This window comes from Rhizobium sp. WYCCWR10014 (assembly GCF_001657485.1).
In the GTDB taxonomy this organism is placed as follows: domain Bacteria; phylum Pseudomonadota; class Alphaproteobacteria; order Rhizobiales; family Rhizobiaceae; genus Rhizobium.
Genome location: NZ_LXFU01000053.1, coordinates 1 through 20,757, shown reverse-complemented (window position 1 = coordinate 20,757; position 20,757 = coordinate 1). Strand labels below are relative to the sequence as shown.

16 protein-coding genes and 1 pseudogene are annotated in these 20,757 nt (G+C 59.6%); 9 read left to right on the top strand and 8 right to left on the bottom strand.

The features are described 5' to 3' along the window. Positions 1-125: 125 nt before the first annotated feature. Positions 126-818, bottom strand: coding sequence for a helix-turn-helix domain-containing protein (locus A6U98_RS34190; protein ID WP_064655650.1), 693 nt, complete (start codon positions 816-818; stop codon positions 126-128). 151 nt (positions 819-969) lie between these two features. Between A6U98_RS34190 and A6U98_RS34185 the strand changes: the two genes are divergently transcribed. Next, positions 970-2,127 (top strand): acyl-CoA dehydrogenase family protein, encoded by a 1,158-nt coding sequence (locus A6U98_RS34185; RefSeq protein ID WP_064655649.1) that lies wholly within the window; start codon positions 970-972, stop codon positions 2,125-2,127. 217 nt (positions 2,128-2,344) lie between these two features. Here the strand turns inward: A6U98_RS34185 and A6U98_RS34180 are convergent, their stop codons facing one another. Further along, positions 2,345-3,454, bottom strand: coding sequence for a sulfite oxidase (locus A6U98_RS34180; RefSeq protein WP_064655648.1), 1,110 nt, complete (start codon positions 3,452-3,454; stop codon positions 2,345-2,347). Between the two features lie 652 nt (positions 3,455-4,106). Here A6U98_RS34180 and A6U98_RS34175 point away from each other — a divergent pair. The 5 genes from A6U98_RS34175 to A6U98_RS34150 all read left to right on the top strand — a co-directional run bounded on the left by A6U98_RS34175 (position 4,107) and on the right by A6U98_RS34150 (position 10,677). Then, positions 4,107-4,913 carry a methyltransferase domain-containing protein gene (locus tag A6U98_RS34175; RefSeq protein WP_064655647.1) on the top strand — a complete coding sequence of 269 codons (807 nt, stop codon included), beginning with the start codon at positions 4,107-4,109 and terminating at the stop codon, positions 4,911-4,913. Positions 4,914-5,161: 248 nt separating this feature from the next. Beyond that, positions 5,162-5,638, top strand: coding sequence for an NUDIX domain-containing protein (locus A6U98_RS34170; RefSeq protein WP_064655646.1), 477 nt, complete (start codon positions 5,162-5,164; stop codon positions 5,636-5,638). Between the two features lie 360 nt (positions 5,639-5,998). Next, positions 5,999-7,924: a diguanylate cyclase gene (locus A6U98_RS34160; protein WP_064655644.1), complete on the top strand. Its 1,926-nt coding sequence runs from the start codon at positions 5,999-6,001 to the stop codon at positions 7,922-7,924. Positions 7,925-8,110: 186 nt separating this feature from the next. Next, positions 8,111-10,405, top strand: a complete 2,295-nt coding sequence (locus tag A6U98_RS34155) for an FdhF/YdeP family oxidoreductase (RefSeq protein WP_064655643.1) — start codon at positions 8,111-8,113, stop codon at positions 10,403-10,405. After that, positions 10,402-10,677: a hypothetical protein gene (locus A6U98_RS34150; RefSeq protein WP_064655642.1), complete on the top strand. Its 276-nt coding sequence runs from the start codon at positions 10,402-10,404 to the stop codon at positions 10,675-10,677. The genes A6U98_RS34155 and A6U98_RS34150 overlap by 4 nt, the downstream gene beginning before the upstream one ends. 52 nt (positions 10,678-10,729) lie before the next feature. Here the strand turns inward: A6U98_RS34150 and A6U98_RS34145 are convergent, their stop codons facing one another. From A6U98_RS34145 to A6U98_RS34120, 6 genes are all read right to left on the bottom strand, one after another. Beyond that, the gene (locus A6U98_RS34145; protein WP_064655641.1) at positions 10,730-11,728 is read right to left on the bottom strand and encodes a helix-turn-helix domain-containing protein; all 999 of its coding nucleotides are present in this window, start codon (positions 11,726-11,728) and stop codon (positions 10,730-10,732) included. A gap of 1,346 nt (positions 11,729-13,074) precedes the next feature. Beyond that, positions 13,075-14,154 carry a glycine betaine/L-proline ABC transporter ATP-binding protein gene (locus tag A6U98_RS34140; RefSeq protein ID WP_064655640.1) on the bottom strand — a complete coding sequence of 360 codons (1,080 nt, stop codon included), beginning with the start codon at positions 14,152-14,154 and terminating at the stop codon, positions 13,075-13,077. After that, positions 14,147-15,034: a proline/glycine betaine ABC transporter permease gene (locus A6U98_RS34135; protein ID WP_025397051.1), complete on the bottom strand. Its 888-nt coding sequence runs from the start codon at positions 15,032-15,034 to the stop codon at positions 14,147-14,149. The genes A6U98_RS34140 and A6U98_RS34135 overlap by 8 nt, the downstream gene beginning before the upstream one ends. Before the next feature lie 182 nt (positions 15,035-15,216). Further along, complete coding sequence (locus tag A6U98_RS34130) at positions 15,217-16,218, bottom strand: ABC transporter substrate-binding protein (RefSeq protein WP_064655639.1); 1,002 nt, start codon at positions 16,216-16,218, stop codon at positions 15,217-15,219. 67 nt (positions 16,219-16,285) lie between these two features. Further along, entirely contained in the window at positions 16,286-17,080 is a 795-nt protein-coding gene (locus tag A6U98_RS34125) for a pyrroline-5-carboxylate reductase dimerization domain-containing protein (protein WP_064655638.1), read from the bottom strand. An 11-nt stretch (positions 17,081-17,091) separates the two neighbouring features. After that, the gene (locus tag A6U98_RS34120) at positions 17,092-17,721 is read right to left on the bottom strand and encodes a TetR/AcrR family transcriptional regulator (RefSeq protein WP_027686670.1); all 630 of its coding nucleotides are present in this window, start codon (positions 17,719-17,721) and stop codon (positions 17,092-17,094) included. A gap of 147 nt (positions 17,722-17,868) precedes the next feature. On the opposite strand from A6U98_RS34120, the gene A6U98_RS34115 reads away from it, so the two are divergent. The 3 genes and pseudogenes from A6U98_RS34115 to A6U98_RS37020 all read left to right on the top strand — a co-directional run. After that, positions 17,869-19,905: an NADH:flavin oxidoreductase gene (locus A6U98_RS34115; RefSeq protein ID WP_064655637.1), complete on the top strand. Its 2,037-nt coding sequence runs from the start codon at positions 17,869-17,871 to the stop codon at positions 19,903-19,905. A 113-nt stretch (positions 19,906-20,018) separates the two neighbouring features. Then, a complete protein-coding gene (locus tag A6U98_RS34110) occupies positions 20,019-20,624 on the top strand; it encodes a dimethylsulfoniopropionate lyase (RefSeq protein ID WP_064655636.1) in 606 nt (201 codons plus the stop codon). 34 nt (positions 20,625-20,658) lie between these two features. Further along, a pseudogene (locus A6U98_RS37020) lies at positions 20,659-20,757 on the top strand (electron transfer flavoprotein subunit beta/FixA family protein); the annotation flags it as partial.

Here is a 20,757-nt window from a genome sequence, read left to right as displayed (position 1 = left end):
CAGTGCTTCCGGTTTGCGCTCCAGAGCGGGCATCGGCTTCTGCAGGCGTGCGTGCCAATTTTCCGGCTGGGTGACGGGTCTTCCTTGTTGGGCTGTATCCGTCAGGACCACTCGCCTTCGATGGTTCAAGCCCTCATCCGGGGGATTTTGGCAAACACACTCAGACCGAGCCATTCCTGCATGTCGCGCGCGAGCACCCTGTCCCCTTCAAGTTTCAGCGTTTCTGCATCGGTTTCCTGACGTATGGTCGTGAGGCCCATCCAAATTGCGGTCATCGAACGGAGCGGCCCTTCAACGAGAAGGTCTACATCATAGCCCGGATCGAAGTTGCAGAGATCGACTTTTCCGTTTTCGACCACAAGCCACCAGCTCTTTTGCGCGGCCGAAAGTTCCGGGTACAGAAACTGTATCGTACAACGGCGGGTCGGAAGTCTTCTTGTATCGAGGCTCCGCCGCATGTCCCACATGAGCAGTGAAGGGTCGAGATTCTTCAAGGAAAGTCGCGATTCCATCCACCGTTGAGCCCAATTTCCGAGACCCATGATCAGAGGTCTCAATTCTTCACCCGATGCCGTGAGTTGGTAATGGGTCGTGCCGTTCGCACTCCTTGTCACCGTGATCACGCCCGTTTGTTCCAGTTCTTTCAGTCGTTTTGATAAGAGTGCCGGAGACATTTTTGGTAGACCGCGACGCAACTCATTAAAGCGCGTCGATCCGCAAAGGAGTTCGCGGACGACCAAGGTCGTCCACCGCGAGCAGAGGATTTCCGACGCCATTGATACTGGACAGAATTGCCCGTAGCCGTCACGCTCTACCATAAGGACCTCCAACGGTCTGGATCAGGCACAATATTGCAAAACAACCGGTCCGCCAAATGCTACGGCGGCGGCGTTCAGTACAGTTCGTGTACTAGCCGCAATTGTGAAACGAGCGCAGAGTCTCAATCCTCACGAGATAGGAGGCATTGATATGCTCGGGCCTGCAGAACCAAAACAGAACCTTGCCGGCGGTCGGACCATTGTCGAACTAACCACTTCGGTCCTGCCCACCATCGCGCAACGCGCCGCATCGATCGACGAGAGCGACACCTTCGTCGGCGAGAATTACGCGCTTCTAAAGGAATCTGGACTCGTGCGGGCAGGCGTTCCAATCGAATTGGGCGGGATGGGCGCGGAGGTGCCGGAACTTTCTGAGATGCTCAAATCCATTGCTCGTGCATGTGGGTCCACCGCGCTTGCCTTTTCCATGCATACCCATCAAGTCGCCATCCCCGCCTGGCGCTGGCGGCATCAAAAGGTGGCCGCGGTGGAGCCGCTCCTGAGACGTGTTGCATCGGAGCAAATCATATTGCTCTCGAGCGGCGGATCGGACTGGATCGGCGGATCGGGCAAGGCCCTGAAAGTTGATGGCGGATACCGGATCACCGCACGTAAACGCTTCACTTCCGGCGCGGCGGCGGGAAACATCCTGATGACCGGTGCTGTTTATGAAGAACCGGATGGCGCGCGCTCCGTCATCCATTTCGGCGTTCCGATGGCATCCCCAGAGGTATCAATTGAGGATACGTGGCGAACACTTGGAATGAGGGGAACCGGGTCAAACGATGTCATTATCGAAAACCTCTTCGTGCCGGATGCCAGTGTCGCATTTTCCAGAAGCGCGGGGCAATGGCATCCAGTATTTCAAGTCATCGGCACGATCGCGTTTCCTCTGATCTACGCGGTCTATCTTGGCATCGCCGAGAGCGCCCGCGACATTGCAGTCAAGATGGTCCGTAGCAAGGCCAACAGCGATCACGTGATCGGGTTGGTCGGGCGCATGGAAACGTCTCTGAGGGCCGCACAGATCGCCCATCGCTGGATGCTAGAGGTCGTTGCACGAAACGAACCGTCCGCGGAAACCGTCAACGAGGTTATGATCGGCCGTTCCTTGGTCGCACGGCACGCTATCGAGGTGACGGAGCTTGCAATGGAGGTCGCAGGCGGCGCGGCATTCTATCGAGAGAACGGCCTGGAACGCTGCTTCCGTGACATACAGGGCGCTCGCTATCATCCGATGCAGCCCGGAGCCCAGGCGCAATATGCGGGTTCATTCGCGCTCGGACTTCCCACCGAGAAGATTTTCTAGCGCCTGGCGCAATGACGAACTCGGAGGAGTCATAGGCTATGTGGGTAGTTTGACGTCCAGAATTCGAATGGACGAGCCCTGCCAGCAGGGACGACAGAGCGACCTCTTGTCAGCTTTGGGCCGATATGCCCGTCGCTGTTGCTGCAAAGGGACATGGCGCAGTGACAACGCGGGTCGCAGTTGCGCCAAAAGCCGCCATTCCGCCCCATGCGGGTGATTAGATCACGAATTCCTCCTCATACGTCTGTGGCGCGGGAACGACAGTAACCTCCACCGGAACGATCCAATTGGCCGCGTAGCTCTCGCAGTCGGAACGCTGGAGGTCGGGCTGCACGCACCCCGCCCCATCCATCGCGCGACATCGCAGTATGTATCGCCCCACTTCTTCAGGGGTCCACATGTACTCCCACAAGCGCCATGCAAAGGGATGTTCTGTTTCGAGGAGCCTTGCCTCGCGCCAGCCCCTGCCATCTCCGGTGCAGACCTGCACCTGCCGGATAGCAGCCTCTCCGCTCCAGGCGGCTCCGAAAATCCGGTACGGTTGGCCGGCGATGAGACGCGCCCCCTGCGCTGGACGCGCGATCTGCGCTTTGACCTCCATCTCCGCGAGGGGGACCAGCCTGGGTTCCCCGAGGCTGCGCTCCCAACGGAAATAGTCGCGCGCCTGCCAGTACCCCAGGAACGGTTGTTCCACGACCGTGATATCAGTGATCCACTTGACCCAAGCCATGCCGAACCAGCCACCCACTACCGCGCGTAGCGGGTAGCCGTGATCGCGCGTCAACGGCTCCTCGTTCATCGAATAGGCAAGGATCGTGCTGTCAGCGATGGCCTTCTCAAGCGGTAAACTGCGCGCAAAAGCGATGGGGCCGGGAGAAGCTGTTTTCTTGTTCGCGTCGACGACGCCGCTGTCGGCGCCTGCGAGCAGAACCTCACATGCGGTTCGCTTAACGCCCGCCATTTCCAAAATCTCGCGCAGAAGAACACCTGTCCACGCGGCATTGCCGACGGCTCCGTTCTGCCACTGCAACCCCTCCTTCGGCGGCTCATAATAGACGCGGCCGTTCCCTGCACACTCGACGACGGCGGTGAAAGTCGTGCTCCGCATCGCCTTGATGCTGTCGAGGTCAAGTTCGATCGGCCGCTCCACCGCCCCGCCAACGCGCAATCTCCAGTCTCGCGCATCGAGGTCCGGCGACGGGAAATGGTTTCGCACGAAGAACTGCTCGGTTGGGATCAGCCAATCGGAGAGCGACGAAAACGGAAACTCGATATTCTGTGGGGATTTCTGTCGAACTATTAGGCTGGGTTGCTGTGGTGTCGGCATCGTCCTTGTCTCCCCTTTCAAGAGCACACGTCGGCTCTCGGTCGTGCGAATTCCGGTGCGATCACACCGCCCCTCGCAGTGCGTTTGTCGCATTCCGCCTTCGGGCCGCATCCTAGCACATATCGCACGTTCCTCGGATCGACCTCGAACGGCAGCAAAGGGACCGACGGCGGTCTTGACCGCTTTGGGCCCCTTAGCAGTCATTCAGCATCGGGGTTCTCGTGCTAACAGCGGACGGTGTCCAGCGTTCCGCAGCTCCTGGCTGGCAATTGCTCCTGTTGGCCACGGCCGCGCTGAAGGATTGCAGTTAGTGGGCGAAGCGGACTCCCACCGGGCGACCTAAGCGGATCACACTAAAGCGCCTAGCGATCTTTAAGATTCGCTCCTTGCGCTTTAGCTCTTTGTTTTACGTATGTCGTTGCCGCAAAACCGCTGCACACTTTTGCGCGACATGCTTTAGTCAAACCAACCAAGCGGCACCTCGGAGCTCCCCCCGACGGAAAGGCCAGTGTGATTTCAGGGGCTCCCGCTGTGTCATATTTTCTTGAGAGGCGTTAAAAAGGTTTCGCTGGATTGCCCGGTGTGACGGCGATACGCGCGACCCGAATGGCCGTGTTACAGTCCATTCCTGATCGAGAGAGGATGGCAAGCCATGGAAGCCGCAGAACTGCGATATAATTGGGCCGATCCCGACGTCTACGAGACATTCATAGGGCGCTGGAGCGAACATCTGGCAAGCCCATTTCTCACCCGTGCTAATATTGCTCCGGGCAGTCGCGTGCTCGATGTAGCATGTGGGACAGGTGTGTTGTCGAAAGCACTGGCCGAGGCGGGAGCGCATGTGATCGGTGTCGACGCATCGGAGGGATACCTGGAAGGAGCCCGCCGTCGACGATCCCACTCCAATATCGCCTATGAACACGGCGATGTCCGGCACCTGCGGTTCGACACTAACTTTTTCGATGCGGCTGTTTCCACGCTGGCCCTGGACGTTATCCCGGAAATTGAACAGGTCGTTGCCGAGATGGTGCGCGTCACCCGTCCAGGCGGCGTGGTCGCGTCCGCCGTTACTCAGTTCTTGGGCGGCATGCCCGCCTTCGATCTCGTCATTAACACCGGCGCCGTGCTTGAGGTCGACTTCGCCAGGCTGAGATCCATGCGGGCGGGGCGCCAGCTCTTCTGGCCTAATGGTCAGGCGACGTTGTGGCGGAAGATCGGCCTCGTCGACGTGACGGAGGCTCCCGTTGTCGTGGATTGCGAGTATGCGTCCTTCGCGGATTATTGGGCTACCTTCACCGACGGCCCAGGCAGCACCACAAGCATATTGATGGCACTTTCGGACGACGCCCGCGGTTCGATCGAACAGCATGTTCGTGCCGGGTATCTGGTTGGCTTGCCCGATGGACCCCGGTCATTTCCCATGATGTTCCGTGTGGTGCGTGGCTTGGTCCCAGCCTGATTCTGGAGAGCATGCAATGGGCCTGCGAGGGCCCGGTGTGGGCCATCCTCAGACCTTAACCCGCGGGTTGATTATCAGCTGTCGTTCCTAGGCAGCCAAAAAGCTGCCAGGCCGCTCCCGGCCCCGGAGCAGGCTTTCATTGTGCATCCGTGCTTCCGGTTCGCGCCGGAAGCGGACGTTGTGCGCGTTGCGGAACTTCCTGTTATACCAACCGACGACGCAAAGGATCATTTTGGAGGAGAGGGCGAGTGGCCGAAATTCCAATCCGTTGTTTTGCTGTATCGGTCGTCGTCATCCGCAAAAGAACGGCTGGATATGAGGTGCTGCTTTTACGCCGAAATCACACGTTGGTTGGCGAGTGGTGCCAAGTGGCCGGCGGGATCGAGGACGGCGAGAAGGCCTGGGAAACAGCGTTGCGAGAGGTCCGTGAAGAGACAGGCCTGATCTGCGACTTTCTCTATTCCGCAGATATCTGCGAGCAATTTTATGAGGCTGATCGCAATGCCATCAGCATGCTGCCCGTCTTCGTCGGCGTTGTGGACGCCGAGCAGACAGTTTCTATCAACGATGAACACAGCGAATTTCAGTGGGTATCGTTCGCAGAGGCCATGGAGATGGTGCCGTTCGCTGGGCAGCGCCATGTTCTAAAACACGTCGAGGCGGAATTCGTGAATCGGGAGCCCATTGGCCATCTTCTCATTCATGAGATGTCGCGGAAAATTTAGGTTTTTTGGAAGCCCATGACCGGTTTGGGCCGGGAGCGGTCATGATGCTTCTCTGTGGCAGGCGGGTCCTGAACCCAGACACGCCGAAAAGCCAAAACGAGCATCAGGTGCTAGCCGTTGAACCGCAGGGCGTTGCGGACATGATGTCTCCTGCCATCCTGGAGCGTGACTTTTCAATTCCGGTTTCGCGTATTTCTGATGTCTTCAATCTGGCAGCGGGCCTCCCTGCCCATACCTCATCGTCGCGGCAGTCGCCGCTTCCTGTCGCCGCATTGCTGCCGAGCGGCCTGGAGACGCATCCGCGAACGAATATAGCCTGATAGGTCTTTGATTTAACGAAGCTCAAACCAGTGTTGCCCTATGATTGGTTCGGTACATGTATTGGAAGGTGGATCCAACGCAGTGAATGGCATCTGGACGCAATTCGGTGGCAACCTGTCATTCGTGTGCCTGGCGATTTCGCTCTGGGCGCATTTCTCGATCCAATTTCAGCGTCGTTCGGTCACACAGGAAAAAATCGTCTTCGGAATCATAGCCGGCGGCGCCTCCATCGGATCCATATTGCTGGCCGTCGAAGTCAATCCCGGCATCTATATCGACATGCGCTTCTCGCCTCTTGCTTTGGCGGGCATGTTCGGCGGACCGATCGCGGCGGCCTTCGCGGCGTCGCTGGCAATGGTCTTCCGCTTCTGTGTCGGCGGCACGGCAATGATCGATGGCCTGATCGCAATTGCTGTCGCAACCGGGATTGGCCTGGCTGCCAATGTCTGCATCCGGAAGAGATCTGCCGAGCTCATGGACGTTGCGCTGCTGAGCCTCGCGCTCGGCGGCGCACTTATTGTTTTGATGGCGGTGCTTCCCACCCTGGTGCACGCCCGCGTGCTGGCGATCATCGGTCTGCCGATGACGGTGTTAAACTGCCTGGCGACGGCGCTGTGTGGTTTCGTTCTGTTGAAGACGCAGCAATGGGAGCTGGAGCGGAGCATCTTGGTGACCGCGTTTTCGCAGTCGCCCGACTATCTCTACGTGAAGGACAGAAACAGCCGCTTCATCACCGTCAATGAAAATATGAGCCGCCTTTTTCGTTTCAGAACCACGGCGGAGATGACCGGATTGTCGGATTTCAATCTTATATCGCGGCCGCGCGCCGAAGAATTTTATTATCTCGAACAGCAGGTCATGGACACCGGGGTGCCCCTGATCGACTCCGTCGAGCGTATCGAAGACAGATACCTGCTCGCCTCCAAGGTGCCGCTGAAGGATAGGCACGGGCGGGTGATCGGCCTTGCCGGTGTCACGCGTGACGTGACAGAGCGGACTGCCCTGGAGCGGGAATTGCGCAAGAGCAAGAACCTGCTGTCGCATGCGATGGCCGGCATGTCCGATGGCATCGCCATGTACGACAGCAAGGGCTTTCTCGTTTTTTGCAACGACCAGTATCGCACTGCCTTTCCGCTATCCGGGGACGCCCGCGTGGTGGGCGCGCATATCAGCGATATCCTTCGCCGCGTTGCCGAAACCGGCGAGCGCACCGGCATCCCGGACAATGACCGCGAAGAGTGGATCAAGGCCACCAGCGCCACGTTGCACAGCAACAAGGACGAAGAGGTTCAGCTTCACAACGGCGACTGGCGCAGCATCCGGACAAGGCTTGCGGAAGACGGCACGGCGATGGCCGTTGTCTCCGACATCACCGCGACGAAGCAAGCGGAAATCGCGCTGAGGTTGTCGGCGGAGCAGCTGAAGTCCCTTGCCGAGACCGATGGGCTCACCGGCATGGTCAATCGCCGGGCCTTCGACGAGGCTTTCGCCCGTGAGACCGCAGGCAGCGCCAGGAAAAACACGCCGTTCAGCCTTCTGATGGTCGATATCGACCGCTTCAAGGCCTATAACGACACCTACGGTCATCCCGCCGGAGACCAATGCCTGCGTGTCGTCAGCAGGTGTCTGCGCCAGTCCGTAAGCCGCCCGGCCGACATCGTCGCACGCTACGGCGGAGAGGAATTCGTGGTTCTGCTGCCTGCAACCAGTGCGAAAGGGGCGATGATCGTTGCCGAGCAATTCGCACGTCTCCTAAGCCAGGAGAATATCGTTCATTCCGGCAGCGAATTCGGCCGGGTGACCGCCAGCATCGGCATATCCTGTGCGACGGGAGCCACCTTGAGGATCAACCCGAACCGCCTCCTGAGCGAGGCCGATGCCGCGCTCTACGACGCCAAGACTCAAGGCCGCAATCGCATCCTGGCACATTCGCCCGAGGAGCGGCACGCCATCAAGGCCGGCTAAAGCGCGTCGCAATCTTTCAGATTCGCTCTTCGCGCTTTAGCTCTTTGTTTCTACGCATGTCGTGATCGCAAAACCGCTGCACACTTTTGCGCGACATGCTCTAGATCGAATCCTTGATAGGTTTTTCCTATCGAGCCATCGCTCGTGCGCCCTTGATGTTTTCCCCGCTTCGACAATACAGGGCACATGGACACAAAATTCATTGGTAAGAAATCGGCAGCAGCCGGCGGCTGGGGCGCTTTGAAGAGCTGCGGCAAGCGTTTGCTTCAAAGCGGCATGCCCATTTCAGGGGCGCGGACGATGCTGAAGGCGAACCAGCCGGACGGCTTCGATTGCCCGGGCTGCGCCTGGGGTGATCCGCAGCACGGATCGTCGTTCGAGTTTTGCGAGAACGGCGTGAAGGCCGTCGCCTGGGAGGCGACGGAGAAGCGGGCAACGCCCGCCTTCTTCGCTGACAATACGGTATCGCAGCTTCGCCGGCTGACGGATTATGAACTGGAACTCCACGGGCGCCTTACGCATCCGATGCGCTACGATGCGGCGAGCGACCGTTACCTGCCGGTCGCATGGGAGGATGCCTTTGCCGAGATCGGCGGCATTCTGAGGGGGTTCGATAGCCCCAACCGGGCGGAATTCTACACGTCGGGCCGGGCGAGCAACGAGGCCGCCTTCCTGTACCAGCTGTTCGTGCGCGTCTACGGCACCAACAATTTTCCCGATTGCTCCAATATGTGCCACGAGGCAAGCGGCATCGCCATGCGTCAGGCGGTCGGTGTGGGCAAGGGCACCGTGCTGCTGGAGGACTTCGAAGAGGCGGACGCGATCTTCGTGATCGGGCAGAACCCGGGCACCAACCATCCGAGGATGCTCGGCGACTTGCGCCGGGCGGCGATCCGCGGTGCGCGCGTCGTCGTCTTCAATCCCATCCGCGAACGCGGCCTGGAGCGCTTCTCCGACCCGCAGGACAAGATCGAGATGCTGCGCGGCGGTTCGACCGACATCGCCAGCCTTTATCTCCAGCCGCAACTCGGCGGCGATATGGCCGCGGTGCGCGGGATGGCGAAGGCCGTGCTGGCTGCGGAAGATGCAGCCGTCGCCGCCGGCCTGCCCTCTGTTCTCGACCATGCATTTCTCGCCGAACACTGCGCGGGTTTCGCAGAGTACCGGGCAGCGGTCGAGGCGACGAGTTGGGCTGACATCGAGGACCAATCGGGACTGAGCCGGCAGGAGATCGAACGGGCGGCCGATGTCTATATCAACGCCGAGCGGGTCATCTGCACCTGGGCGATGGGCGTAACCCAGCATCTGCATTCGGTTGCGACGATCCGCGAGATCGCCAACTTCATGTTCCTGCGCGGCAATATCGGCCGGCCGGGTGCCGGCCTTTGCCCGGTTCGCGGCCATTCCAACGTGCAGGGCGACCGCACCGTCGGCATCAACGAAAAGCCATCGGAGGATTTCCTCGATGCGCTGGAAAAGCACTTCCGCTTCAGTGTTCCTCGCGAACATGGCCACAATGTCCTTGCCGCGATCGGTGCGATGCTCGATGGCTCGGCTGATGCCTTCATAGGGCTTGGCGGCAATTTCGCCCGCGCCACGCCCGACAGCGCACTCGTTGAAAAGGCGCTGCGACGGCTGAAGCTGACGGTGCACATCGCAACCAAACCCAACCATTCGCATCTCATGCCCGGCGAGACGGCCTTCATCCTGCCGTGCCTCGGGCGCACCGAGATGGATCTGAATACGGCAGGCAACTCACAGCTCATAAGCGTCGAGGATTCGATGAGCATGGTGCATGGTTCCGCCGGCATCAATCGTCCGGCTTCGCCGCATCTCCTCTCGGAAGTCGCCATCATTGCCGGCATTGCACAGGCGACGCTCGGCTCCGCCGTGGTCGACTGGTCAGAGCTCGCCGACGACCACGACCGCATCCGCGATCATATCGAGGCGACCATTCCAGGCTTCGAAAATTACAATACGCGCCTGCGCAAGCCGCGCGGTTTCCACCTGCGCAACACGGCCGCCCATCGGGAGTGGCAGACGCCGGCAGGCAAGGCATCGTTCTCTTCGGAAGCGCTTCCGGAGGAGACGGTGCATCAGCGGGCGCAAAAGGGCGAGGGGCGTTTCGCGCTGCAGACGTTCCGGTCGCACGATCAATACAATACGACGGTCTACGGTCTCGATGACCGATACCGCGGCGTCTACGGGGAGCGGCAGGTCATCTTCATTCATCCAGCCGACCTGACGGCGATAAATGCCAAGGCCGGTGACCGGGTCGACGTGGTCGGCGAGCATGATGACGGTATCGAGCGCATCGCTGAGAATTTCCGCTTTGTGCCCTATGACATTCCGAGGGGAAGTATCGCGGGTTATTATCCCGAACTGAACGTGCTCGTGCCGCTTGGCAGCGCAGGCAGGGAAAGCGATACGCCCACCTCGAAATCGATCATGGTGTCCTTCCGCCGGCGAAACGCGGCGTGAGCGAAGAAGCGTCTCGCTTTCTCGCCCTCGTCGCTGCGGCGCAAGGCAGGGATAACAGGCTGACATCAATACAGGCCGGTCTCCTTGTCGCCGCGGAATTGGGAATTGCCAGTGACAGCCGCGCCTTTGCGCGCCTGCTGGGGATCGCACATTCTCTCGTGCTCAGGGAGCTCAACGTCCTGGCGGAACGCGAAGAGGTGTTGCAGATCGTGAAGCGGGATCTAAGGACGATGAGAGTGCATTACACATTGCCGCCGAGGGACGAGGCGTAAACATCACAGTGTCAACGCCGGCCACCTGCTCACACGCCGCAAGCTGAGGCCGTTATCGACCCATCACGCGCTTCCTGGTGTCGGAGGGGTATTCTCCGTATGTGGCTTTATAGACTGCGGAAAACCGGCCGAAGTGAAAGAAGCCCCATTTGAGGCAGATGGCCTTCATGGTCTCCTTGCTCTCGGGAGCGAGCAGATCCTGGCGCGCGGCACGCAGACGAAGCGTCAGCAGATAGGCGGCGGGAGAAGTTCCCCTGAACGCGCGAAAACCGGTTTCGAGCGCCCGGCTGGATACGCCGGCCGCTTCGGCCACTTTCGGCATGGTGATCGGCTGATCGATATTGGCGTGCATGAATTCGATCGCGCGGCGGACATGCCGGGGGGCGATCAGGGCAGGGCCATTCTCCAGGAATTGCGACAGCCGGTGCGGCACCAGGCGCACGACCAGATCGGCGAGCGCCTGTGTCATATGCGCCATGGCGATCGGCGACTGTAGCAGGGGGCCATCGTCGCGCATGCCTGAAATGATCGTTTCCGTGAGATTGCCGATCAACCGGCCTTCCGGCTTGGACAGATCCAGTTCGGGCAGCAGGTCAAGGGAGCCGTTGAACGGCATCTCGAACGTCTGGCCGATCGTCTGCAGGATGACAGGCCAGTTGATCAGCAACTCGTCGATGACGTTCGATCGCCCATGCATGATGACGCTGTTGGGTTCGAAATTATTATAGAGAAGCAATTTTCCTTGCCCGGCCTCGGCGACGCGGGACCCGTAGGTTACCCCCATGCCGCCGCTGCGTGGCACGACGATCGACAGATACTCCGCCGTATCGACGGTCGGCTCGATATTGAACTGAAACTCCGCCTCATGATAACCGGTGAGCAGGACGGCCTTGTCACATACCGAGAAATCCAATCCCCAATGGAAGTCCTGACTGCGTCCGACAGGCTCGGCATCAAATGCGCCAAAAGCTCCGCCCAGCGTTTCGACCATGTTGTCGAAGGACGAACCGCTAAATCGAAATGAGAATGGCGCAGTGCTATTTTCTGTCATCCGGCTCCCATTGTTCGATGTGGTTGTTTCGACATACCCTTCTCCACCGCTCGCACGTGCCAGCGCGACGCGCCGCCGGCGAGAGTGTCGGATTGGTGCACGTCCCTCTCCCAGCATTGCCAGTCGTCATGGATGGTCGTCCTGTGCCGCGGCGCTCGTCAGAGCCTGTAGACGGCATGGATGAGCGCCTTGGACGTATATTAGACGATTGTTGGATAGAGTGCAGCAGTTTGCAGCGGAGCAGGTGGATCTTCGCGTGATACCGGCATCGAGATCAGCGGCGTGCGCCAGCTGATGCAGGCCGAATTCGGGCATGGTAGAGGTCAAAAAGACCAACCCGTTGAATGCGTTAGTTCCCATCCAGACCAGGAACTGACAGAACCCGCAGCCATTGGCAAGACTTCACGCCGCCGGTTGTGACGACAACCCGCTGATAAAACGATTACGCTGAAGGCGCGATTTTACAGCTGTATCCGCCACACCCCAGGTTCGACCGCGGCGATCTAACCGCGATGCGCATCATCTGGAGTTTGTCGAGAATGCCCCATTCGAGAGCCGCGCAGTCGCCTGCCGAAGGTTCTTAGTGGACCGCTTAAAGAGGGCCTTCGGCAGGCAGACAGGCACGCAGGCATACGCACGGGATGGAGTGCGTATGTACGATCCCTTCCATCCTGGGGGGTGATGGCTGGAAGGGCTTGGCTTTGGGACCGCAAACCATCATGGCCTTGGTCGAGATTGATCTTACTGTTCCTTAGCTATGGAGCAATTGTCAGGTCCCGATATTGTCGGCCAACCGGCTTTTCGTGACGCAGTCTGGACTGACCTTGCGCAAAATGTATAGGTAAGCACTTGCTTGAAAGCCGCCTGTCTTGCGCAATGAGCTGCGGAAAGTGGACAGAGATCTTCAGTTTCTCAATTCGCACCAACGATGGGAACTTCGGAATGATGCCGCCGAGCGCGATGCATTCGGCTTTGGGCTGAGTAATGATTTTCTTACCGAAGGCACAAGCGACGGATCGCTTCCAACACGCTTATATCGACGTCATGACTAGCGGTTTCCGTGACGCACGTGGGCATCGCTCTGTCTCCGGGGATGCTGGCCGGGCTGCCGTCGCGGGCGAGGCAGGGCTTCGAGCGCCAGTTGCCGGAGCGCGTCTATCGGATTTCTCATCCTCTGCCCGGCCATCACAGCTCCAATGCGGCTCGCTCGGCGAAAACAGACGTGGGAAGAGTTTTGACATGGTGATCCCCCGGGCGTCAGGCGGCCGACTTTCCAGTTCCAGAAATGGCGACGTGCCTGATATCGGTGTCACCAGCGAAACGGAAAGACGGCCGCATTTGGAGTGTCAAAGTGCGACCGAGAGGGCGTTGTCGCGTCGGGGAGCCACCTCCTGCGAGTTCACCATTGCGCCCGCAAGCTGGCGGAAGGTGACAAGACCCAATGCTTCCCCGGATGGTGAAACCACCCTGGCATCGTCGTGGGCCGCCGATGCCAGGATCCGGACGGCATCTTCGACGGTCGTGCCGGATGCGATCGTCAATCCGCCCGGCACCGCACCGGAATGCAAGGATGTCATGATGGCATCGACCTGGATGACCCGGCCTCGATTGACCTCCTTGACGAAGTTGGCGATGTAGGCGTCGGCCGGACGCAGAACGATGTCCTGGCTGGTGCCCTGCTGGATGACTTCGCCATCGCGCAGGATCGCAATCTGGTCGCCCAGCCGAAGGGCTTCATCGAGGTCATGGGTGATGAAGACGATGGTTTTCTTGATCTCCTTCTGAATGTCGAGAAGGACCGTCTGCATATCGGTGCGGATCAGAGGGTCGAGCGCCGAATAGGCCTCGTCCATCAGCAGAACCGGCGCATCGTTCGAGAGGGCTCGCGCCAGCCCGACGCGCTGCTGCATGCCGCCCGATAGCTGGTTGGGATATTTGCTCTCGAAGCCCTTCAGGCCGACCCGCTCCAGCCAGCCCATGGCGACGTCGACGGCTTTCGAGCGCTCCATGCCCTGCACTTCGCGGCCGAAGATAGTATTGTCGAGAACATTCCGGTGCGGCAGAAGCGCGAACTTCTGAAACACCATTGCTGTCTGGTGCCGGCGAAACGTCCGCAATTCGGTCTCGTTCATTTTCACCACATCGACGCCGTCGACAAGCACTTCGCCGGCGGTTGGATCGATCAGACGGTTGATGTGGCGGATGAGCGTCGATTTGCCCGAACCCGAAAGGCCCATGATGACCTGGATGCGGCCCGAGGGTATCTCGACATTGATATCTTTCAGGCCGAGCACGTGGCCGTGCTTTTCGTTGAGCTCGGTCTTCGACAATCCCTTTTTGACGGCATCGACATGAGCGCCAGGATTGGGACCGAAGATCTTGTAGAGGTGGCGGATCTTGATGCCGCCGAAACGTTGATCAGCCATGGACGATCTCCCGATGCTTCTGGAGCCGCTTGCCATACGCCTGGCTGACCCGGTCGAAGATGATGGCGATGCCGACGATGGCAAGGCCGTTGAAAATACCCAGGGTGAAGTACTGGTTGGCGATGGCCTTCAGAACCGGCTGGCCAAGGCCCTGGACGCCAATCATCGAAGCGACGACCACCATGGCGAGCGCCATCATGATGGTCTGGTTGATACCGGCCATGATGGTGGGAAGCGCCAACGGCAGCTGAACCTTGAACAGCTTCTGCGAGCTCGACGTTCCGAACGCATCGGCTGCCTCGAGCACGTCCTTGTCGACCAGGCGGATGCCGAGGTCGGTCAGCCTTATCATCGGTGGGATGGCGTAGATGACGACGGCAATCAGTCCCGGCACCTTGCCGATTCCGAGCAGCATGACGACAGGGATCAGGTAGACGAAGCTCGGCATGGTCTGCATGACGTCGAGGATCGGATTGATAACGCGCTGCAGCCGGTCGGAACGCGCCATCAATATCCCCATCGGAATACCGATGGCGATGGAGAGCACGGTACAGACGAAGATCATCGAGACCGTCCGCATCGTATCGTCCCACATGTCGAAATAGCCGATCAACAGCAGCGTGACGAGACAGCCGAAGACGATCTTCAGGCTGCGGCTCGCAAACCATGCGATGACAAGGATGATTGCCGTAATGATCGGCCACGGCGTCTGCGTCATGAAGCGGTCGGCGGCGATCAGGAAATGCTGCAGCGGGGAGAAGAGGCTTTCGATCGCGTCGCCATAGGTGCGGGTAAATGCGCGAAAACCGTCATCGATCGCCTTCTTCAGATTGCGAAGGGCGTCGTCATCCATATGCGGGAATTTATAAAACCATTCCATTCGGTTCCCCTTTTTCTTCAAAGAGCCGTGGCAGTCTTTTTGATTTTATCGGCAGCGAGAGGCGGTGCGCATTGAGCGCACCGCAGTAGTCGGTGTTAGAGCATGATGCCGAAAAGTGTGAGCGGCTTTCGGACGACATCATGCTCTCATTTTAGGCCAAACGGGCCTAAAATCATCCTGTTCTAGAGAGCAGCTTCGATCTTCTTGGCTGCCTCAGGCGAGACCCACTTGGTCCAGAGGTCCTTGTTTTCTTTGAGGAAGTGCTTGGCACCGTCCTCGCCGGTTGCCTGGTTATCGGTCATCCATGCCATCAGCTTGTTGACCGTGTCGTTGCTCCAGGAGCGCTTTGTCAGGTAGTCCATGACTTCAGGCCCGACCTTTTCCGAGAAAGGCTTTGCAACGAGGGTGACGATTTTGTCGACCGGCCATGCGTTCGGCTTCGGATCGGGGCAATCGGCGACGGTATTGCAGCGCTTCCATTCGGCGGCGTCGTTCGGCACGCCGGCCTCGAGCTTGACCATCTCATACTTGCCGAGCAGGGCGGTCGGCGCCCAGTAGTAGCCGGCCCAGCCTTCCTTGCGTTCGTATGCCTTGGAGATCGAACCATCGAGGCCGGCGGCCGAGCCGGTATCGACGAGGGTGAAGCCGGCCTTCTCGGCTTCGAAGGCCTTGTAGAGCTGCGTGGTCACCACGGTGCCGCCCCAGCCCTGCGGCCCGTTGTAGATGGCGCCCTTCTTCGCATCCTCAGGATCGGGGAAGAGTTCCGGATGCTTCAGCACGTCGCCGATGGTCTTGATATCAGGATGGGCGTCGGCCAGATATTTGGGAATCCACCAGCCCTGCACGCCGCCATCGGGCAGCGGAGAGCCGACCTGGACGATCCGGCCTTCTTCCGTTCCCTTCTTGACGACATCAGGCAGCAGGTCGATCCAGGCTTCAGGTGCGATGTCCGGCTGGCCCTTTTCGGCCATCGAGGTGATCGTCGGAACGGTATCGCCGACGGTGATTTCCGCTGCGCAGCCATAACCTTCGTTCAGGATGAACTTGTCGAGGTTGGAGAGAACCTCTGCACTCTGCCAGTTCATGCTGGCGATGGTCACTGTGCCGCATTCGGCGGCGCTGGCGAAAGATGCCCCGCCGATCAGGCCGAACGTCAGACATGTCGATGCAAGTAGTTTTTTCATTCTCGTTCCCTCTATTTAGCGGCCGGTTTTGCCGAGCGGGGCGCCGCAGGACCCACTCCAACGGTTGTCAGGAAGCGTCTCCCATACTCACCGATTTCTTGAATGCCGCCGACAGCCCATCCGCAACCGAAGCGTCGAACCCGGCCGCGCGCATGCCTTCGATGGCTGCAGCAGTGGTTCCGCGATAGCCGACAAAGGTTTGAACGACCTCATTGGGACATTCGTCGCGGCGCTCCAGCAGGCGACCGGCGCCTGTGATCACCGTGTTGACGGCGCGGCGCGCAATCTCCGCCGGCAGGCCATTTGCGACGGCGTCGCTCATCATGGCGGCGGCGAGCAGCGCCGGGAATGCCGGTCCGGACCCGGAAAGACCGGTGAGGTAATCGATGTCGCTTTCCCTTGCGACCTCGTCCTCAGATCCGCATGCCTGAAAGATCGCGCGGACGAGGGCTCGGTCGTCTTCGGTGACATCGCTCGCGCCAATCCACGGCGTATAGGACTTTGCCACTTCGGCGGCGGCATTCGGCAAAGCGCGGACGATGCGACCAGTCTTGTGGCGTTCAGACACTGCGTCCAGGCGGATGCCCGCCATGACCGAGATGACGAGCTTGCCGCCGGCATCGACCTCAAGAGCATGCCAGTCATCAGGGCGGACGGAGAGAAGAATCACGTCCGAGCGGTCGGCAAGCGCCTGATTGTCGGTGGTCAGGAAAGAATTCGGAAAGCGGCGCGGCTGCTCACTGCGATAGGAGAGGGAGAGGTTTCGAGGTTCGACCAGGCCGGCATCAAGGATCGAGCCGGCGATTGCTCCGCCAAGCCAACCGCCGCCACCAATGATACCGATCCTCAGGGAAACACTCATCTCGCCCTTCCCTAACCGGGCCGATAGCCATGCCGGGAGAAGAAGCGATCGAGCTCCCTCTGCTGCGGCACTTCACCGGTGTAGATTGCGATATATTCGGGGATCCGTTTCATGCGGACGGCGAGTTCCTCCTTGGATTGCATGGAGATATAACCGATCTGCACGAGGTAAGTTGTTCGCGCTCGGACATCTGATGTCGCTTCTGGTAGCCCGAAGCGGATAAACATGCGCTTGAGCGCATCAAGCCGGAGCTGATCGGCTTGCCGGACCTCGGCGAGAATCTCGTCGGACTGCAACGCCCAGCTGCGCACGGCGAATTCGAACCTGGCGTCGAACAGATCATTGTTGAGCCAGCAATCGAAGACGTTGAGCATCGCCTCGGCGAGCGATTCCGCATAGGCTTCGGACTGCTTGACGATGTTGCCGGTGTTTTTGTCGCGCCACCGCGCCACGAGCCCGGCCAACAGCTCCTCCCGATCCTTGAAGAACCAGTAGAAGCTCGTGCGCGAGAGATTGAGCCTCTTCGCCAGCGGCAGAATTTTCACCGAATCCACGCCGGAATCCAGCAACGACTGGTAAGCTGCTTCCAGCCATCCCTCCTGTGATCCGCGCCAGCCGGTGTCGTTCAGAGCCTGATCCATAGGCTATCTCCTATCAAATTATACGGCAGCGCACAAGGAAAATGTACATCAGTGTCGAAATCAACGACCCCTATGTTTTCAACATTGACACATGTGTACATTGTGCTTAGCGTCTCCTCTGACGTTTTTAATCCGGAACCACGGCCCATGTCGAACGATCCCCTTCTTCAGCCCTACCAGCTCAAGCATTTGACGCTGCGCAACCGTATCATCGTGACCTCCCACGAGCCGGCCTATCCGGAAGACGGCATGCCGAAGGAGAGGTATCGCGCCTATACGGTGGAGCGGGCAAAGGGCGGTGTGGCCCTGACGATGACGGCGGGCTCCGCCGCGGTTTCCAGGGACAGTCCGCCGGTCTTCAACAACCTGCTCGCCTACAAGGACGAGATCGTGCCTTGGATCAGGGAAATGACCGACGCCGTGCATGAAGAGGGCGCGGCGATCATGATCCAGCTCACCCATCTCGGCCGGCGCACGCGCTGGGACAAGGGCGACTGGCTGCCTGTGGTGGCCCCATCGCATCAGCGCGAGGCGTCCCACCGCGCCTTCCCGAAGAAGGTGGAAGATTGGGACATCGAGCGCATCATCAAGGATTTTGCCGATGCTGCGGAACGCATGAAGGCGGGCGGCATGGACGGTGTCGAGCTGGAGGCCTACGGCCATCTGATCGACCAGTTCACGTCGCCGCTCACCAACGAGCTCGACGGCCCCTACGGCGGCTCGCTCGACAACCGTTTGCGCTTCTGTTTCGACGTCTTCAAAGCCATCCGGCAAAGAGTGGGGAACGACTTCATTCTGGGCGTGCGCTATACCGCCGACGAATGTCTTCCCGGCGGTAACGGCAAGGCCGAAGGCCTCGAAATCTCCAGGCGCCTGAAGGAAAGCGGCCTGATCGATTACCTGAACGTCATTCGCGGCCACATCGATACCGATGCGGGTCTGACCGACGTGATTCCGATCCAGGGCATGGCGAATTCACCGCATCTCGATTTCGCTGGCGAAATTCGCGCCGCAACCAATTTCCCGACCTTCCATGCGGCGAAAATCCCTGACGTCGCCACCGCGCGCCATGCGATCGCTTCCGGCAAGGTCGACATGATCGGCATGACCCGCGCCCACATGACCGACCCTCATATCGTCCGCAAGATCATCGAAAAGCGGGAAGACGATATTCGTCCCTGCGTCGGCGCCAATTACTGTCTCGATCGCATCTACCAGGGCGGGGCGGCCTTCTGCATCCACAATGCCGCCACCGGCCGCGAACTGACCATGCCGCATATCGTGGAAAGAGCCGACGCCAAGAAAAAGGTCGTCATCGTCGGCGCCGGCCCGGCCGGTCTGGAAGCGGCGCGCGTCGCCGGAGAACGCGGCCACCAGGTCGTCGTTTTCGAAGCGGCGAACAATCCCGGCGGTCAGATCCGGCTCACCGCCCAGAGCGAGCGCCGCAGGGAGATGATTAGCATCATCGACTGGCGCATGAGCCAGTGCGAGAAATATGACGTCACCTTCCACTTCAACACCTGGGCGGAAGCCGATACCATCGAGGCCGAGAATCCCGATGTCGTCATCATCGCGACCGGCGGCCTGCCGCATACCGAGGTTCTCGCCAGCGGCAACGATCTGGTGGTTTCTTCATGGGACATCATCTCCGGCGACGTGAAGCCTGGAACCAATGTGCTGATTTTCGACGATGCCGGCGACCATGCCGGCCTTCAGGCAGCCGAATTTCTCGCCAAGGCAGGCGCCAAGGTCGAGATCATGACGCCGGACCGGTCCTTCGCGCCCGAGGTCATGGCCATGAACCTGGTGCCCTATATGCGCTCTCTGCAGAAGCATGACGTGACCTTCACCGTCACCTATCGCCTGGAGGCCGTCGAGAAGAGCGGCAACCAGCTCGTCGCCCATGTCGGCAGCGATTACGGCGGAATTGCCAGGCAACACAGCTTCGACCAGATCGTCGTCAATCATGGAACCATTCCGCTCGATGAGCTCTATTTCGAACTGAAGCCCAATTCGATGAACCTCGGCGAGATGTCGCACGACCAGCTTATTTCCGGGGAACCGCAGTCCGTCATTCGCAATCCTGATGGCAAGTTCCAGCTATTCCGGATCGGCGATGCTGTCGCTGCGCGCAATACGCATGCCGCCATCTATGACGGCCTGCGGATCGCCAAGGATATATGATCGCAGGAACGGCCGATCGTCGGCCGATCGTTTAGTGCATGACGCCGAAAAGAACGGGATTCAGATTTGGGCCGGACGGCCTAAAATCATCCTGTTCCAAGGAAGGGGATGATATGCGTGTACGCGGGGAAAGCCTCCAGCTTTTCGTGGATACTGCGTCTCAGGCTTTCGATCAGTTCGCGAAGGCCCCGGAGGCCCGGCGCTCGATCCGTCAGTTTTTCGCGGCGCTGGAGCAGCCGGGGGGCGCGCGGGCGGGCGAGGGAAGCCGGTTGCCCGTCTGCGCTCAGCTTGATGTGGCGCTTGCGGTTGATACCTCCTATTATTCTTCGCTGACGCGGTTGATCGAGGCGTTCAAAGACATCGAGCCAATGCTTGAATGGCGTCGACGCAGCAAGTATGACCACACGGCCAGCGACAATTTTGTCGATGGGCATGCCAATGCCATGATCATCGGCCCGGGCGGATTGGAGGAGCGGAGCGACTTGTGGTTCGGCGTGACGTTGCTGGCGCCTCATGTGCGCTATCCGGATCACGACCACGCGCCCGAGGAGGTCTATCTGGTGCTTTCCGATGGAGAGTTCCAGCAAGGGGAGGGAGACTGGTTCTCGCCAGGTATCGGTGGGTCGTTCTACAATGTCCCTGGCATCAGACATGCCATGAGGTCGCTCGACACGCCGCTCTTTGCCTTCTGGGTATTGCTTGCTGAACGACCGCACTGACCACCAGCAGTCTAGAAATAAAGGGGGGTTGCCCATGAAAATTCTCGTGCCCGTCAAACGGGTTGTCGACTACAACGTGAAGATCCGGGTGAAGCCGGATGGCACGGGTGTCGAGCTTGCCAATGTGAAGATG

What these genes read in the sequence shown, in the direction of transcription:
- A6U98_RS34135 (WP_025397051.1), bottom strand. Translation starts at nt 15,034, where the DNA reads ATGGAATGGTTTTATAAATTCCCGCATATGGATGACGACGCCCTTCGC.
- A6U98_RS34120 (WP_027686670.1), bottom strand. Translation starts at nt 17,721, where the DNA reads ATGGATCAGGCTCTGAACGACACCGGCTGGCGCGGATCACAGGAGGGA.
- A6U98_RS34130 (WP_064655639.1), bottom strand. Translation starts at nt 16,218, where the DNA reads ATGAAAAAACTACTTGCATCGACATGTCTGACGTTCGGCCTGATCGGC.
- A6U98_RS34155 (WP_064655643.1), top strand. Translation starts at nt 8,111, where the DNA reads ATGGACACAAAATTCATTGGTAAGAAATCGGCAGCAGCCGGCGGCTGG.
- A6U98_RS34145 (WP_064655641.1), bottom strand. Translation starts at nt 11,728, where the DNA reads ATGACAGAAAATAGCACTGCGCCATTCTCATTTCGATTTAGCGGTTCG.
- A6U98_RS34125 (WP_064655638.1), bottom strand. Translation starts at nt 17,080, where the DNA reads ATGAGTGTTTCCCTGAGGATCGGTATCATTGGTGGCGGCGGTTGGCTT.
- A6U98_RS34110 (WP_064655636.1), top strand. Translation starts at nt 20,019, where the DNA reads ATGCGTGTACGCGGGGAAAGCCTCCAGCTTTTCGTGGATACTGCGTCT.
- A6U98_RS34160 (WP_064655644.1), top strand. Translation starts at nt 5,999, where the DNA reads ATGATTGGTTCGGTACATGTATTGGAAGGTGGATCCAACGCAGTGAAT.
- A6U98_RS34180 (WP_064655648.1), bottom strand. Translation starts at nt 3,454, where the DNA reads ATGCCGACACCACAGCAACCCAGCCTAATAGTTCGACAGAAATCCCCA.
- A6U98_RS34140 (WP_064655640.1), bottom strand. Translation starts at nt 14,154, where the DNA reads ATGGCTGATCAACGTTTCGGCGGCATCAAGATCCGCCACCTCTACAAG.
- A6U98_RS34115 (WP_064655637.1), top strand. Translation starts at nt 17,869, where the DNA reads ATGTCGAACGATCCCCTTCTTCAGCCCTACCAGCTCAAGCATTTGACG.
- A6U98_RS34185 (WP_064655649.1), top strand. Translation starts at nt 970, where the DNA reads ATGCTCGGGCCTGCAGAACCAAAACAGAACCTTGCCGGCGGTCGGACC.
- A6U98_RS34190 (WP_064655650.1), bottom strand. Translation starts at nt 818, where the DNA reads ATGGTAGAGCGTGACGGCTACGGGCAATTCTGTCCAGTATCAATGGCG.
- A6U98_RS34175 (WP_064655647.1), top strand. Translation starts at nt 4,107, where the DNA reads ATGGAAGCCGCAGAACTGCGATATAATTGGGCCGATCCCGACGTCTAC.